The sequence below is a fragment of the Kocuria sp. CPCC 205235 genome (assembly GCF_040980905.1).
Taxonomy (GTDB): Bacteria; Actinomycetota; Actinomycetes; order Actinomycetales; family Micrococcaceae; genus Kocuria; species Kocuria carniphila.
Window position 1 is genome coordinate 17,813 of sequence record NZ_JAVKPR010000028.1, and the last position, 14,147, is coordinate 31,959.

The following is a 14,147-nucleotide window of genomic DNA, read 5'->3' on the forward strand; positions in this document are numbered from 1 at the left end:
AGAATGATAATCACTTAAGATAAAGTGCTCGCATGCATAACATCGAACGCATCGCCCCCGAAGGGGCTCAGTCGCCCATGTCTGGATCCACCAAGGCGCGCCGTCGTGCGCCCATCACCATGGCCGCGATGGCCATCGGGGCACTTGCTCTCACCGCCTGTGGGGCGGGTGGCAATGGTGAGGCGGGAGCGGCGTCGTCGTCCCCGAGCGCCAGCGAAACCACGAGTGAAGCCGCCGCGAAGGAAGTCTCGAGCCTGACCCCGCGCGCCGTGGTGTCCTATGACGGCGGGCTGCTCACCGTGGACACCGAATCCGGAGAGGTGGTGGATGACACCAAGAAGGACGGTTTCCTGCGACTCAACAACGCTGGCGACGGACGGCACGTAATGGTCAGCGACAGCGACGTGTTCCGGGCCCACGACAGCGGCCTGGACGCGCACAAGCACGGGGACCACTATCACTACCGCGAATCCGCGCCCAAGCTGACCGACGTGACCTTCGATGCCCCGCACGCCGGGCATGTGGTGGTTCACAACGGCAAGACCACGCTGTTCGGCGACGGGGACGGCTCCATCAAGACCTTCGACTCCGAGGCGCTCAAGGAGGGCAAGCCGGAGATGAAGGAAACCAAGACCGAGAATCCGCACCACGGTGTGGCGCTCGAGCTGGCCGACGGCACGCTGTTCACCACGCAGGGCACCGAGGACGAGCGCAATACCGTTCAGGTGCTTAACAAGGATGGCTCGGTCAAGGCCGAGACCAAGGACTGCCCGGGCGTGCACGGCGAGGCTGCTGCGGAACCGGGTAAGACCACCGACACCGTGGTGGTGGGCTGCGAGAACGGGCCCGTGATCTACCGCGATGGTGACTTCCACAAGGTGGCCGTGGCGGACTCTTATGCGCGCTCGGGCAATCTGGCGGGTTCGGAAGAATCGCCGATCGTGCTGGGTGACTACAAGGTGGATGAGGACGCGGAGCAGGAGCGCCCCACCCGTGTTGCGCTCTTCGACACCCGCGACGATTCGCATCAGCTGGTCGACCTGGACTCCTCCTACTGGTTCCGTTCGCTGGCCCGCGGACCCGAGGGTGAAGGTCTGGTCCTGACCTATGACGGCAAGCTCAACGTGATCGACGAGGAGACCGGCAAGGTCACCCAGAAGATCGACGTGATCGAGCCGTGGGAGGAAAAGGAGGACTGGCAAGACGCCGGCCCCGTGATCAAGGTGGCCGGTGCCAACGCGTACGTGACCGACGCGGAGAACAAGAAACTCCATGTGGTGGACCTGTCCAAGGGTGAGGTGACCAAGTCCATCGACCTGCCGGAAACCCCGGTGGAGATGGCCGTGGTGACGGGCAAGCCAGAGGCGCCGGCTCATGACGAGGAAGCGGGCGAGCACGGTTCGCACGAGGGCCACGACCACGCCCACGACGACGCCGCTCCCACCGCGGGTGCCGAAGGCCACGAAAGCCACGAGGGCCACGATCACTAATCCCCTGGTGCCTCGGCAGCGCCCTGTCGAATAACCGAAATTCAACAATAATGCGGCCCCGTGAACGTCTCTCAACGTTCACGGGGCCGCCGCATGGTCAGATCACTCCGGTCCGAGACCCAGCCGTTCGGTCGCCTCAGTCCGCCACCGACCTGAATGCCCCGTGCGAATGCGCCAGCTCCTCATCCGGCGGGACCGGCCCGATGGCGTCCCATAGCTCGACCCACTTGCCGTCCTCGATGCGCCACAGTTCGCAGAAGAAGTGGCGCTCGCCGGCGATGGAACCCTCCGAGAACGTCAGCACGAAGTTCCCGTCGGCCACCGTGCGGTGCAGCGTGTCGTAGGTCAGGGTGGAATCATCCGTCTTGAGCTGTTTCAGGAAATCGACCATGTTCTGCACGCCGTCCGCGATGTCCCCGGAGTGCTGCGTGAACTGGTCGTCCGCGCGCGTGAAGTCGCCGGCGGCGTCGTAATCCTGGCCCTGCAGGAACGTGGCCCAGGCCTTCTTCACGAAGGCGCGGTTGGCCCCGGTATCGGCGGATGCGTCCACCTCGGTGGGGCCGTCCAACTGGGTGTGGCCGGATGCGTTGGGCGGCGTTTGATCCACCAAGCCGTCCCAGTGCTCCACGATCTTGCCGTCGGCCACGCGGTAGATGTCGAACCCCACGTACACGGTGTCCGGATCCAGGCCGGGGTAGGCACCGTGCAAGGCGACCAACCCGGCCGCTTCGTCCACGAGGACGCGAGCGACGTCGTGCCGTAGCGCGTCCCCCGCGCCGGTGACCAGCTCGCCCAGCCCGTCCTTGCCGTTGGCCACGAGCGGCGAGTGCTCCACATAGTCCTCGGAGAAGTTGCGGTCCAGGGTGCTCAGGTCGTGCTCGGTGAACAACTCGCGATCAGCGGTGAGCACGAGTTCTCGAATGTCAGTCATGATGCTCTCCTTTCAGCGATTCAGGCGGGCCGTCAGTCCAGCGAACTCATCACGTGCTTGACGCGCGTGTATTCCTCCACGGCGTACTTGGACAGGTCCTTGCCGTAGCCGGAGTGCTTGAAACCGCCGTGCGGCATTTCGGCGACCAGCGGGATGTGCGTGTTGATCCACACACAGCCGTAGTCCAGATCGCGGGACATCCGCAGCGCGCGGCCGTGATCCTTGGTCCACACCGATGACGCCAATCCGTACTCCACACCGTTGGCCATCTCCACGGCCTCTTCCTCGGTCGAGAAGGTCTGCACGGTGATCACCGGGCCGAAGATCTCGTTCTGAATGGCCTCGTCATCCTGCTTCAGGTCGGCCACGATGGTCGGTTCGAAGAAGAAACCCGGACCGTCCGCCTGCTTGCCGCCGGTCGTCACGGTCGCGTGTTCGGGCAGCCGCTCGATGAAACCGGATACCTGCTCCAGCTGCTTGGCGCTGTTGAGCGGGCCGTAGAGGATGTCCTCCTTCTCGGGCGTACCGAACGCGGTGTTCTTCGCCGCCTCCGTGATCTTCTCGAGGAACTCGTCGCGCGCGTTCTCCTCCACCAGCACACGCGTGGACGCGGTGCAGTCCTGGCCGGCGTTGAACAGCCCGGACTCTGCCAAGGTGGTCGCGGCGGCGTCCAGATCCGCGTCCGCAAAGACGACACACGGGGCCTTGCCGCCCAACTCCAGGTGCGCGCGGGTCAGGTTCTTGGCCGCCGACGCCGCCACGGACAGTCCCGCACGCACGGAACCGGTGATCGACACCAGGCCCGGGGTCGTGTTCGAGACGACCAGTTCACCGGTGTGACCGTTGCCCAGGACCACGTTGAACGTGCCCTCCGGGAGGAACTCGCTGGCGATCTCCGCGAACAGCAACGTGGACTCGGGTGTGGTGTCCGAAGGCTTGAGAACAATGGTGTTGCCCGCGGCCAACGCCGGTCCCACCTTCCACACGGCCATCATGAGCGGGTAGTTCCACGGGGTGACCTGACCGACCACACCGATCGGTTCCCGGCGGATCACCGAGTTGAGGCCCTCCATGTATTCGCCACTCGCCAGGCCCTCCATGAGGCGGGCCGCGCCGGCGAAGAACCGGATCTGGTCTGCGGAAACGTCCACTTCTTCGGACTGGATCAAGTACTTGGGCTGGCCGGTGTTGCGGGACTGGGCTTCGACAAGATCGGCTCCCCGGGCCTCGATGGCGTCCGCGATCTTGAGCAGTGCCAGTTGGCGTGCACTCGGGGTCATGCGACCCCACACCTTGGCGGCCGCGGCTGCCGCGGCGTAGGCGGCGTCCACGTCAGCTTCATTGGAGTTGGGGGACTGGTCGATGACCTCCCCGGTGGCCGGGTTGACCAGGTCGAACGAGTCGGAGGATGAGGATTCGGTGTAGGAATTGTTGATGAAGTTCTTGAGCATGAGTAACCATCTCCTGTTCACACCAGCGCCCGCGTCCGTCGCGGGCGCAGCGCCCGAAGCACGTCACTGTGACCCCGAACACTATTAAGTTTAGTGCGTTAAGAGTTTTCGGAAAGGTCGCTCGAGGCCGGCCCGCGAGGCCCCGAATTTTCCGCCTCGGAGCGCCCCGAGTAGCGTTGGACCATGCCCGCGAATGCCAATGAACCGACCAGTGTGCGCCTGGATGTGTGGCTGTGGTCGGTCCGTCTGTTCAAGACCCGCTCCGCCGCGACCACTGCGTGCCGGGCCGGTCACGTACGGCTTAATGCGGCGCCGGTCAAGGCCGCCCAGCCCGTTCACGTGGGGGATCGAGTCACCGTGCGGCGCCCCGGGTGGCAGCAGGAATTCCAGGTCACCAAGTTGATCGTCAAGCGCGTGGGCGCGCCGGTTGCTGCTCAGTGCTACATCGATCATTCGCCGCCGCGGCCCGCTGAACTCAGTGTTCCCGTGGGTCGTCGAGACCGCGGTGCGGGTAGGCCCACCAAGAAGGACCGCCGTGAGATGGAGCGGCTGCGGGGCTTGGATGGGTCGCGCTAGTCCATCGGGTTCTGCGAAGTGCACGCGAGCACGTGACGCACCCGACGGCTCGTCACTGTGGATGCGCCCAGCCCAACCCCCGCTACATTGACCGCAACATTCCGAAAGCGTTGAGTGCCAGTAGCACTCCCACAATGCCGATGAACCAGGCCGAGCCGGACTGCGCATGCTTGGTGAACCATCGTTCCAGCGCGGACAGCGGGCGCTCCAGTGCGTTGCGCGCGACCAAACGCCCGATGGTCAGAATCAATGTGGGGGCAATCATCACTAGGCAGTATCCCCCGAGCATGAGCAGCGAAATCGTCAGGCTGGGGCTGGTCGACGAAATGATGCCGATGCCCGCCAGGTACGGAACCATCGTGGCCACCTCGAATGAGACGCCCACCAGGGCAAGTCCCATGAGCGCAGCCAGGGAACCGACGCCGGCGCGAGTGCCGATGGGAGCGCCGTCGGCACCCAAGATTCGGGCCCGCCAGCGCGAGACGCGGCCCCCGGGCGCCGACGCCGCGTTGCCGGCGGCCGCGCGCTCGGCTGCGAGGCGTTTGGCCCGCTTGGTTCCCGGATCCATGACGTAGCTCAGGACGACCAGGCCGATGCCCAGCGCCAATTGGATGATGTACGCGGTGCGGGATTCCAGTGCCTCGCCAAAGGCGTCGATGAAGGCGGTGGCGCCCAGCATGATGAGCACGCCGATCACGAAATACGCGGCGAGAACGGTGGCTAAGTACACGAGTAGACGGCCGAGCTTCAGCCGACCGGGTGCCATGAGCAGCCAGATAGGGATGAGCAGAGTCCCGAAGCTGGTGGAATCGACCAGCGCAAGAGCCGCGAGGATTCCAATGGTCTCCATGCTGTAAGCCCCTCCGATTGAATTAGCACAGTTGTGCCAAATCAATCTAGCACAGTCGTGCTAATTTAGGACCATGCCTTCCAGAATTGACCGCGAAGCACGCAAAGCCGAACTTGCCGAGGCCGCGTGGCGTGTGATTCTCCGATCGGGTGTTTCTGCGGTCTCCGTGCGAACAGTTGCTGAAGAAGCGGGCCTGGCTGTGGGGTCTCTGCGGCACGTATTCCCCACGCGCACCGAGCTCCTCGTGTATTCCGCGGAACTCATGATGGAGCGCGCCTACGAACGCATTACGAATCTTCCTCGTGAGGGCAGTACCGAAGACCATGTCCTGGCCGTGGTCAAAAACCTGGTCCCCTTCACCGAGCAGACCCGGGCCGAAATGGACGTCAATATCGCGCTGATTGCAGAAGCGACCGCGGTGCCGGAGCTCAAAGTCCTCCGAGATTCCGCCCACGCTCAAATTGCCGCTGCGTGTATTTGGTTGGCCGCCGCCCTGCGTGGGGAGGACCCCGACGCTCCCAGCGAGGCCGCAACACGAAGCGGGCGGCGGCTTCACGCTCTCACCGACGGGCTGGCCCTGCACCTGATGCATCGAGCCGAATCGGAGGATTTGGAGCGCGCCGCCGAAATCCTAGAGGATGAAATTCGGGGCATCGCCGCAGGTCGCAACTGAGGAGTGTGGTGCGGCGGTGAGATTAAGAGACTCTCACCAATTCCACATCTGTATCTCATTGATGCGATTCATCATGAAGAAGTCAATTCAAAACGAAAGTAACACGTGTGTGGGGAACGTCATGCCCCGCCCCGGCATCGTACGCGCCGGTAGACTGTGGGTTGCTTTCCAGTGAAAACTTCATGACGATCCGGGGGCACGTATGAGCCGATCCACCACCCTTCGCCGCAAGCGACCGTTCTGGTTGGGCGCTTTAGTGGCCGCAGTGATCGTGTCTCTGATCATCACGCTGCTCAGCCTGTTCGCGGTGTGGTGGGCTCCCAACCTGGGTATCTACCACTACCTCGAGGTCACCTCAGAGGTGAACCTGCCCATGTGGTGGAACGTGCTCCTGCTCATCGTGGCTGCCACCCTCATGTTCCTGGTCGCCGCCAACACCCCGAGCCGCAGCGCCCGGCTGTCCTGGCGGCTCATTGCGGTCATCGCGCTGTTGATGTCCCTGGACGACGCCACCATGCTCCACGAAAAGCTTGGTCTCGTCGTGGAGAGGTTTGCCCCGGACACCGGCTTCACCTTCACGTGGGTGATCCTGGGCGCGCCCATCGCCGCGGGAGTCATCCTGTTGGCGTTCTTCGCCTCGCGCCGCCTGCACAAGACGCCCGGCCGCCTTCTGGTGAGCGGATTCGTGGTGTTCCTGGGCGCGGCCGTGGGCTTCGAGTTCATTGCCGATTATCTGATCCGCGTTGAGGCCCACTGGTTCCTCTACCGCGTGACCTATCACCTGGAAGAAGGCCTGGAGATGGTGGGCGCAGCGCTCATGGCCGTCGCTCCGCTGGCCGACATCCAGCGCGTGTACCTCCGCGGCCAGGTGACCAACCCGACCAATCCGGAGCCCATCACGGACTGAGCCTTTCGCTGATTCAACTCGCCGGTCAGCGGTCGTTCGCGGACCCGTTCCGCTTGCTCTTCCAGCGCGTCATCGCATAGCCCAACAACGACGGCGCTTCCTCCGGTTTCTTAGCACTCGCGTTGCGCAGCCGGTCCTGTCGCATGCGCTGGTGCTCGTCCAGGTGCTGCTCGTAGCGGCGTTGTTGTTGCCGCTGTTGTTCCTGCTCGGCTGCGCCGCCCTGATCGTCGCTGTCCGGGTGACGCTCCATGGAAGTGATGGTGTGCGGCGGCTGATCATCCGGGGACCGGCGGTTGCGGTTTCGCCGTTCCATGACCATGCGCTCCCGCTCGGCCCGTTCGGCCAATCGGCGCTGAGAGGCGCTCATCTTCTTGGGGTCCGAGTAGTTGTCCCGGATCCGTTCGATGACCGGTAGCTCATCCGTGTTCTCGTAGCCGACGTGATCGTCATCGGCGCGATGCGTCGTGTAGGTGGGCGGGGCGTCGTCGTACGTGGCGCGTTGCCGGGGGATCGGCTGGGTGGTTTCGCTCTCGTGCACCACGGTGACCGCGGGGATGGGGCCGGTGTCTGCGTCCTCGACGCGGGTGGGGGCCCAGTCGGCCTCCGAAAAGGACTGATAGCTGCTGAAACCGCGCCAGAGTTTCCAGCCAAGGTAGGCCACGCCCAACAGGATGACCGTGGCGGGTGCCCCGTAACCGGTTGCGTAGTAGATGGTGGCGGCCACGAGCAGGATCAGGCCCAGGCCCACCGGCGCGAGCGCCATGGGTGTGTGCACCGGCAGCGCGCCCAGCAGGGTGCGGGTGTAGCGGCTGGGTGCGTCCGAACCGTGCAGCGCGTGGGCGCGGATTTTCACGCCGGGCGGGGTGGTTTCGGCCAGTTTGTGGGCGACCACCGGGGGCTCGTCCGGCTGGGAGGCATTGAGGACGACGTCGCGCGCTCGTCCCGCAGCCAATGCCGCCCTGTTTCGCGCGGAGGCACCCGCGATCACGAGGTACACGCCCATGGACAGCAGGATCCCGGGGAGCATGACGGCGATGGCCAGGGCCAGAACGCGCCAGACCCAGGGGACCTCCGCGGCGGGGAAGTTCTCGAACTGCAGCACCCCGTGGGTGAACCACAGGATCAGGCTGCCGATCAGGACACCCGTGATGCCGTTGATGATGGCGAACACGCGTAACCGGGGCCAGCCGCGCGCCGAGCGGGCTGCCCAGCGTTGTTCGCGTGTGCGCATGAGAACTCCTGATGTCCCGGGGAAGTGGGCTCCTCTCAGGGTAAATGGTTCCGGGCGTTCTGGCTGCTCTCGCAATTCGGATGTGTGGGCCTAGGATCGACCAGTGCCCCGCTTATTGCTCGACCTCACCCCGCTGCGTGAGTCCCCGGCGTTCCGACGCCTGTGGATCGGCTCCACCATGTCCATGTTGGGGAACCAGTTCACGGTGGTGGCCATTAGCTTGGAGGTCTTCGAGCTCACCCGCTCCACGTTTGCCGTGGGCATGGTGGGTGTCGCCGCGCTGCTTCCGCTGATCGTGTCCGGGTTGTACGGCGGGTCGATGGGAGATGCGCACAATCGCCGCACCGTGGGGCTGTGGACCACGTTTGGTCTCTTCGCGGTGACGGTGGCCTTGGCCGTGCATTCGTGGGCGCACATTTCGTCCCTGGTGGTGCTGTACACGCTGGTGGCACTGCATTCGTTTGCGCAGGGGCTCAACCAGCCGGTGCGCGGGGCGATTGTTCCGCGGTTGGTGCCCACGCGGCAGTTGCCCGCAGCCAATGCGCTGTTCCAACTGACCATGGGATCCACGCTGATGGTGGGGCCGTTATTGGGTGCGTTGACCGTGGCCGGGCTGGGTTTTCAGTGGGCCTATACCGCCGACGCACTAACTTTCATGGTCAGCCTGTGGGCGATGTACAAGCTGCCATCCCTGCCGCCCGACGGCGTTCCGTCCCGCGCCGGCTTCCGTTCCGTGGTCGAGGGCTTCCGGTTCCTGGCGACCCGCCCCAATCTGCGCATGACGTTCCTGCTGGACATGGCCGCGATGTTCTTTGCGATGCCGCGTGCGTTGTTCCCGGTGCTTGGCGCGACCGTGTTGGGCGGGGATCAATTCACGGTGGGGCTGTTGACCGCGGCACTCGCGGCTGGCTCCGTGCTGGCGGGGTTGCTGTCCGGGCCGCTGGTGCGGCTCAACCGCCATGGCAAAGCGTGCGCGATGGCCGTGGCCGGGTGGGCCGTGTGCATCATGGCGTTCGGTGGCGTAGTGCTGCTGGCCTCCGGCGGTTGGGGACGTGAGACGGTGTGGCCGCTGGCGGCGTCGTGCGCCGTGCTGGTCGCGGCCGGTGCGATGGACGCGATCTCCATGTTGTTCCGCACCACCATCCTGCAGGCGGCGACCCCGGATGCGCTGCGCGGGCGGTTGCAGGGCATCTTCATTGTGGTCGTGGCCGGTGGGCCGCGCCTGGGCGATGCCTACATGGGCACCGCGGGCGAGTTCGCCGGGCCCGGTCTGGCTGCCGTGGCCGGCGCGGTCGTGTGTCTGGTGCTCGTGGTGGTCCTGGTGCGGAAGTTCCCCGCGTTCAGCCGGTATGACGCGAGGGATCCGCAGCCGTAGCTTGTCGCGCTCGTCGGCCCATCGTGCGGGTCGCCTGTTTGGCTGTTCGGAGTGAGCTCTTGCAATGGGCACACGATCCGACGAGTCATGTTGCTGATTCGAGCAGCGCGTCCATCTGGTTCATGGCCTGCACCGTGCCTTCTTCCGCGCCCATCTTCAACACCTCCTTGAGGTCCTCGCGTGAGGACATGGTGGTGACCGTGGTGATCCGGCTCCGATTGCCGTCCAACGCCTCGAAGGCGACCACCACGTCCGAGGCGGGCAGAGCGGCGTCGACCTGGCCGTGGGAGTCAGCGAAGCGATCGGTGAAGTGGATTTCTCGCTCGGGGGTGACCTCCTGGACCTGCCACAGACCGTGGTACTTCTCGCCGTCCGTGCCCGTCATGTAGTAGCCGACCGTGGCCCCGGGGGTCAGGTCATGGTTCGTGAACGTGGCGGGATAGCGGGGCGGACCCCACCATTTTTCGACGAACTGCTGGTTGGCGTAGAGGTTCCAGGCGGTGGTCACGGGGGCGTCTAGTTCCGCCACGAGGGTGAGTTGGGCGACGTCGAGATTCTTCTGAACATCCACTACTGACATGGGTCAATGCTGCTCCCGTCGGTGAGCGGTGACAAGACTTTGAGCGGCATCTGTGTTTTGTAGGTCACAATGTGGGGAGAAATTGTGCGGTGTGCAGTGCGTTGCGCACGGCGCTCGCCGATCCACCCGAAGGAGCGAACATGGCAATTCTCGACGACGAACGCTGGCACGGAAAGCTCTACATCAACGGCTGGCGGGATGGGTCCGGCGACTCGATTTCCGTTCAGAATCCCGCGTCGGAAGCTGTCCTGGGCTCGGTGGGTTCCGCATCTCCCGCCGACGTTTACGACGCCGCTCGGCAGGCTTCCGAGGCACAGGTCGCGTGGGCCGCGCTCAAGCCGACCGAGCGTGCGGCCGTGCTCCGCAAGGCGGGCCAGCTGTTCGAGGAGAACACCGAAGAGATCATCGACTGGGTGGTGCGCGAAACCGGCGCGATCCAGCCCAAGGCGGGGATGGAAGCAAACGTCGCGGCGCAGGAGTGCTTCGAGGCGTCTGCACTGCCCACGCACGCTAGAGGGGAGGTGTTGGCCTCCGACGATCCGCATTGGTCGTTTGCGAGGCGGGTGCCCGCCGGGGTGGTCACTGTGATTTCGCCGTTCAACTTCCCGCTGATTCTGTCGATCCGTTCGGTGGCGCCGGCGTTGGCCCTGGGAAATGCGGTCTTGTTGAAGCCGGATCCCCGCACGCCCATCACCGGTGGAGTGCTGATCGCACGGATCTTCGAAGAGGCGGGACTGCCCTCGGGTGTGCTGCAGGTGCTACCGGGAGGCGGCGACGTCGGCGCGGCGACCGTTGATGCGCCCGAGGTGAGAATCGTGTCTTTCACCGGCTCTACAGAAGCGGGCCGCTATGTGGGTGGGGCGGGTGCCAAGCATCTGAAGCGAACTCACCTGGAGCTGGGCGGCAACAACGCGATGGTGGTGTTGCCGTCTGCTGACCTGGATCTGGCCGCGGGGGTGGGCTCCATGGGGTCGTTCTTCCATCAGGGGCAGGTGTGTATGACCACGGGACGCCACATTGTTCATGAGGATGTGTACGAGTCGTACGTGTCCAAGTTGGCCGAGCGGGCCGACGCGTTGGTGGTGGGTGATCCGTCCGAGGGGCAAGTTCACCTGGGGCCGATCATTGACGAGAAGCAGCTGAAGGCCGTGGATTCCAAGGTCCAGGATTCGGTGATCGCGGGTGCGTCGATCCGTGCGGGTGCAACGCACGACGGGTTGTTCTATCGGCCCACCGTGCTGGCTGACCTGACGGTGGACATGCCGGCGTGGAATGAGGAGATCTTTGGTCCGGTGGCTCCGGTCATCAAGGTGTCCTCCGTGGAAGAAGCGGTGAACCTGGCGAACAACTCGGAGTACGCGTTGTCGCTGTCGATCATTGGTGATGTGGGTGAGGCGTTGAAGGTCGCGGACCGAATCACTGCGGGCAAGATCCACATCAATGAGATGACCGTAATGGACGAGACGACCGCCCCCATGGGTGGCATGAAGGCCTCCGGAACGGGTGCTCGGTTCGGTGGTGCGGCCGCGAACATCGAGGCCTTTACCGAGAGCCAGTGGGTCACGATCAGCCCGGACATTCCGCAGTACCTGTTCTGAGTTAATTACTCGGAATAGCAAGGTGACCGTGCAACAAACGGTCACCTTGCTGGTTTGTAGACGCGTGCGAAAACTTCGTGACTGGTCGTTATGCGTTTACATTGAAAAGTTATCCACAGAAATCTATCCGCGGTGGATAGTGTCAAACGAAATTTCGTAAGCTCGAATCGCTGCCGTAGCTTGGCAGTGGCCGCCGGGCTTCATGAGTTAGAGGGGACCATCCAATGGGGGATGCGCTGAAGCGTAGGAAGCTCGCGGCGAGCCTGGCCGCGCTGGCGTTAGGGCTGACGCTGGCCGGCTGCGGCAACTCGAACGATCCCGAGCCGGGTGATACGGCCACGTCTACGTCTGCGGATGGCGGTTCGTCTCCCACGGTTAGTGAGACCGGAGATGGGTCATCGGATTCACCATCCTCGTCTCCGGATCCGTCCGCCAGTGGGGACTGGTGGCCTAAGCAGCCGGAGACAATGGCTACCGGTCAGGAGTTCCCGGATGACTTCGAGCCGGCAACCCTCGAACACCCTGCACGCAATGTCCCAAAGCCGGTGATGCCCGAAGAGGCCAAGCAGGAGACTGAGGCGGGGGCGCAGGCGTTTTTGGATTACCGCACGGACGCAGTCTGGTATGCGTTTCAGACGGGGGATACTTCTCTGGTGCGTGCGGTTACGTCGAACACATGTGAACGATGCCTCGACCAATTCAATAGGATCGATAATATCTATTCCAATGATGACTGGATTGCTGGCGGCTACGAAAAGGCGACAATTCTTCCCGATTCCTTTCTGAAGGCTCCAGATGGGATTTACTCGGTTCCAGTTAATCTTGAAAGCTCCGGTGTTAAGACTGTAGAAGGTGGGGAGTTAACTTCGCAACAACACCCATTCGAAACTGATGAGGGTTTTAACGGGAACATCGATTTTAGGGACGGCCTATGGATGTACATCACTGCATCTCCAAGAAGTTCTTAAAATATGTATTTTCAATTGCATTTCTCGCTGTCCTGTTTTCTGTTCAGCTGGTTGTAGTCGGCAGCGCTTCGGCCAATGAGGGGAACGTCGATCCATGGGGGTGGGGGGACGAAACCCAAGTGGCTAATCGAACATCTGGGCGCGCCGATGGGGCAGTCACCGATCTCAAAGTGAATTGGGACAGCGGCAGATCGGGTGGTAGCGGTATTTCTGTTTCCCTTGGCCAACCGGAGGGTAACGGAGATACCGGAAGTGGTTCTGGTGTCGCATGGAACCCTGACGAAGACGGCGAATATCAAAAAGCCCTACGTCATCGACTCATGAGCGACGATGACTCGATCTTCTTTGACCCCACCAAGATGGACACAGCGCTGAATCGAACCACATATAGCCTGCAGGATCCTTGCAATGGTGAAGATGGCGACGCCTTTGACGACTGCCGCCAGGAACAAGAGTGCACGGTCGATGGTGGCGGCGAAGGCGTCAATATGGACGTCGTCGTTGGTGGGGCGGGAGAAGAGGGCCGTGCGTCACGCGGAACTCAAATGTGCGTGGCTAATGCTGAAGCTGCCGAAGCTGATGATGAAGGTGTCATTCCGCTTCCCGTGTTCACTCTTCAGGATTTCCAGCGCCTGAACGTTGCTCCCGCTGTCTCAACTGTTGAGCCAGCTCCGGACACACTCAAGAACATGAACACCAATGTGTTTGCCGTTGCAGATGCCCAGATGTTCGAAACTGATTTGGGCGGCTTCCCCGTGGCGGTGAGGGCGTATCCGGTTCAGTACTCCTGGAACTACGGTGACGGGACAGCTCTCGGCCCCACGCCTTTGACAGGTGCACCATTGGCCGAAGGCGATTGGGATATCCCCACGGACACCTCACACGTCTATTCGGAAACCGGTGACTACAGCGTCACGCTGACTACTTTCTTCTATGGAGAGTACAACGTGGCGGGTACCGGCTGGCAGCCGGTCGCTGGGTTCAACGAAGTCGCATCCGCGCCTGTCCCGATCAGCGTGTGGAAGGCAACCGTCCGCAATGTCGCTGATGACTGCAACGAGAATCCCCGCAGCTTCGGCTGCCCCGGTACCAACTGAGCAACCGTACTTCAGGGCCGTCAGCTCGCTGATGGTGGTTGCGGGGGAGTGGGGTGCAAGACACTCATACAGTGGGCATATCGCATCGTTACTCGCAGACCACGACTCTCAATCAATGCGCCTCGGCTACATCATTACTGATCCAGCTGTTCGTGGGCAGGGCCGTGGCCGTGCGTTGGTCGAAGCGGCAGTCGCTCGAGGATTTGAGAAGACGGACTTCCCATTGATCACGCTGGGTGTCTATGCACACAACCATCGTGCTCTCGGGCTATACGAGAGTCTGGAATTCAAGCCCACCGGCGCCAGCATTGAGGGCCCTTCACAAATGAGCATGGGTAGGTGTCTTTCTCCACGGCCGGTGTCCGCCGGCGGCGAGCAGGGCGCGTAGACGGTAGTTCTCGAAGTTCCGGAACCCGCGGG

Annotated in this window: 14 protein-coding genes; 9 read left to right on the forward strand and 5 right to left on the reverse strand. The window is 63.2% G+C overall.

From position 1 onward, the window contains the following. The first annotated feature begins 32 nt into the window (after nucleotides 1–32). Nucleotides 33–1,490: a hypothetical protein gene (locus RF638_RS14145; RefSeq protein WP_238663262.1), complete on the forward strand. Its 1,458-nt coding sequence runs from the start codon at nucleotides 33–35 to the stop codon at nucleotides 1,488–1,490. Nucleotides 1,491–1,626: 136 nt separating this feature from the next. Here the strand turns inward: RF638_RS14145 and RF638_RS14150 are convergent, their stop codons facing one another. Both RF638_RS14150 and RF638_RS14155 read right to left on the reverse strand, forming a co-directional pair. Next, nucleotides 1,627–2,421 carry a nuclear transport factor 2 family protein gene (locus tag RF638_RS14150; protein ID WP_368842285.1) on the reverse strand — a complete coding sequence of 265 codons (795 nt, stop codon included), beginning with the start codon at nucleotides 2,419–2,421 and terminating at the stop codon, nucleotides 1,627–1,629. A gap of 32 nt (nucleotides 2,422–2,453) precedes the next feature. Beyond that, nucleotides 2,454–3,872, reverse strand: coding sequence for a gamma-aminobutyraldehyde dehydrogenase (locus tag RF638_RS14155; protein WP_368630683.1), 1,419 nt, complete (start codon nucleotides 3,870–3,872; stop codon nucleotides 2,454–2,456). Between the two features lie 183 nt (nucleotides 3,873–4,055). Between RF638_RS14155 and RF638_RS14160 the strand changes: the two genes are divergently transcribed. Then, nucleotides 4,056–4,448, forward strand: a complete 393-nt coding sequence (locus RF638_RS14160) for an RNA-binding S4 domain-containing protein (RefSeq protein WP_368630684.1) — start codon at nucleotides 4,056–4,058, stop codon at nucleotides 4,446–4,448. A gap of 82 nt (nucleotides 4,449–4,530) precedes the next feature. Here the strand turns inward: RF638_RS14160 and RF638_RS14165 are convergent, their stop codons facing one another. After that, nucleotides 4,531–5,298, reverse strand: a complete 768-nt coding sequence (locus RF638_RS14165; protein WP_368842286.1) for a GAP family protein — start codon at nucleotides 5,296–5,298, stop codon at nucleotides 4,531–4,533. A gap of 73 nt (nucleotides 5,299–5,371) precedes the next feature. Between RF638_RS14165 and RF638_RS14170 the strand changes: the two genes are divergently transcribed. Both RF638_RS14170 and RF638_RS14175 read left to right on the forward strand, forming a co-directional pair. Next, nucleotides 5,372–5,971 (forward strand): TetR/AcrR family transcriptional regulator, encoded by a 600-nt coding sequence (locus RF638_RS14170; RefSeq protein ID WP_129702021.1) that lies wholly within the window; start codon nucleotides 5,372–5,374, stop codon nucleotides 5,969–5,971. A gap of 202 nt (nucleotides 5,972–6,173) precedes the next feature. Continuing rightward, nucleotides 6,174–6,878, forward strand: a complete 705-nt coding sequence (locus RF638_RS14175) for a hypothetical protein (RefSeq protein ID WP_129702023.1) — start codon at nucleotides 6,174–6,176, stop codon at nucleotides 6,876–6,878. A gap of 25 nt (nucleotides 6,879–6,903) precedes the next feature. On the opposite strand, the gene RF638_RS14180 is transcribed toward RF638_RS14175, so the two are convergent. Continuing rightward, on the reverse strand, nucleotides 6,904–8,109 hold the full coding sequence (locus RF638_RS14180; RefSeq protein WP_368842287.1) for a hypothetical protein: 1,206 nt from the start codon (nucleotides 8,107–8,109) through the stop codon (nucleotides 6,904–6,906). 103 nt (nucleotides 8,110–8,212) lie between these two features. On the opposite strand from RF638_RS14180, the gene RF638_RS14185 reads away from it, so the two are divergent. Beyond that, on the forward strand, nucleotides 8,213–9,484 hold the full coding sequence (locus RF638_RS14185; protein ID WP_368842288.1) for an MFS transporter: 1,272 nt from the start codon (nucleotides 8,213–8,215) through the stop codon (nucleotides 9,482–9,484). An 85-nt stretch (nucleotides 9,485–9,569) separates the two neighbouring features. Here RF638_RS14185 and RF638_RS14190 read toward each other — a convergent pair whose 3' ends face one another. Further along, complete coding sequence (locus RF638_RS14190; protein ID WP_259917474.1) at nucleotides 9,570–10,064, reverse strand: SRPBCC domain-containing protein; 495 nt, start codon at nucleotides 10,062–10,064, stop codon at nucleotides 9,570–9,572. 140 nt (nucleotides 10,065–10,204) lie between these two features. Here RF638_RS14190 and RF638_RS14195 point away from each other — a divergent pair, with 140 nt between their 5' ends. The 4 genes from RF638_RS14195 (at nucleotide 10,205) to RF638_RS14210 (ending at nucleotide 14,115) form a co-directional block, all read left to right on the forward strand. Further along, nucleotides 10,205–11,662 (forward strand): benzaldehyde dehydrogenase, encoded by a 1,458-nt coding sequence (locus tag RF638_RS14195; protein WP_368842289.1) that lies wholly within the window; start codon nucleotides 10,205–10,207, stop codon nucleotides 11,660–11,662. A 467-nt stretch (nucleotides 11,663–12,129) separates the two neighbouring features. Beyond that, entirely contained in the window at nucleotides 12,130–12,630 is a 501-nt protein-coding gene (locus RF638_RS14200) for a DUF6318 family protein (RefSeq protein WP_368842290.1), read from the forward strand. Continuing rightward, nucleotides 12,594–13,727, forward strand: a complete 1,134-nt coding sequence (locus RF638_RS14205) for a hypothetical protein (RefSeq protein ID WP_368842291.1) — start codon at nucleotides 12,594–12,596, stop codon at nucleotides 13,725–13,727. The genes RF638_RS14200 and RF638_RS14205 overlap by 37 nt, the downstream gene beginning before the upstream one ends. A 31-nt stretch (nucleotides 13,728–13,758) precedes the next feature. Continuing rightward, complete coding sequence (locus tag RF638_RS14210) at nucleotides 13,759–14,115, forward strand: GNAT family N-acetyltransferase (protein ID WP_368842292.1); 357 nt, start codon at nucleotides 13,759–13,761, stop codon at nucleotides 14,113–14,115. Nucleotides 14,116–14,147 lie beyond the last annotated feature (32 nt).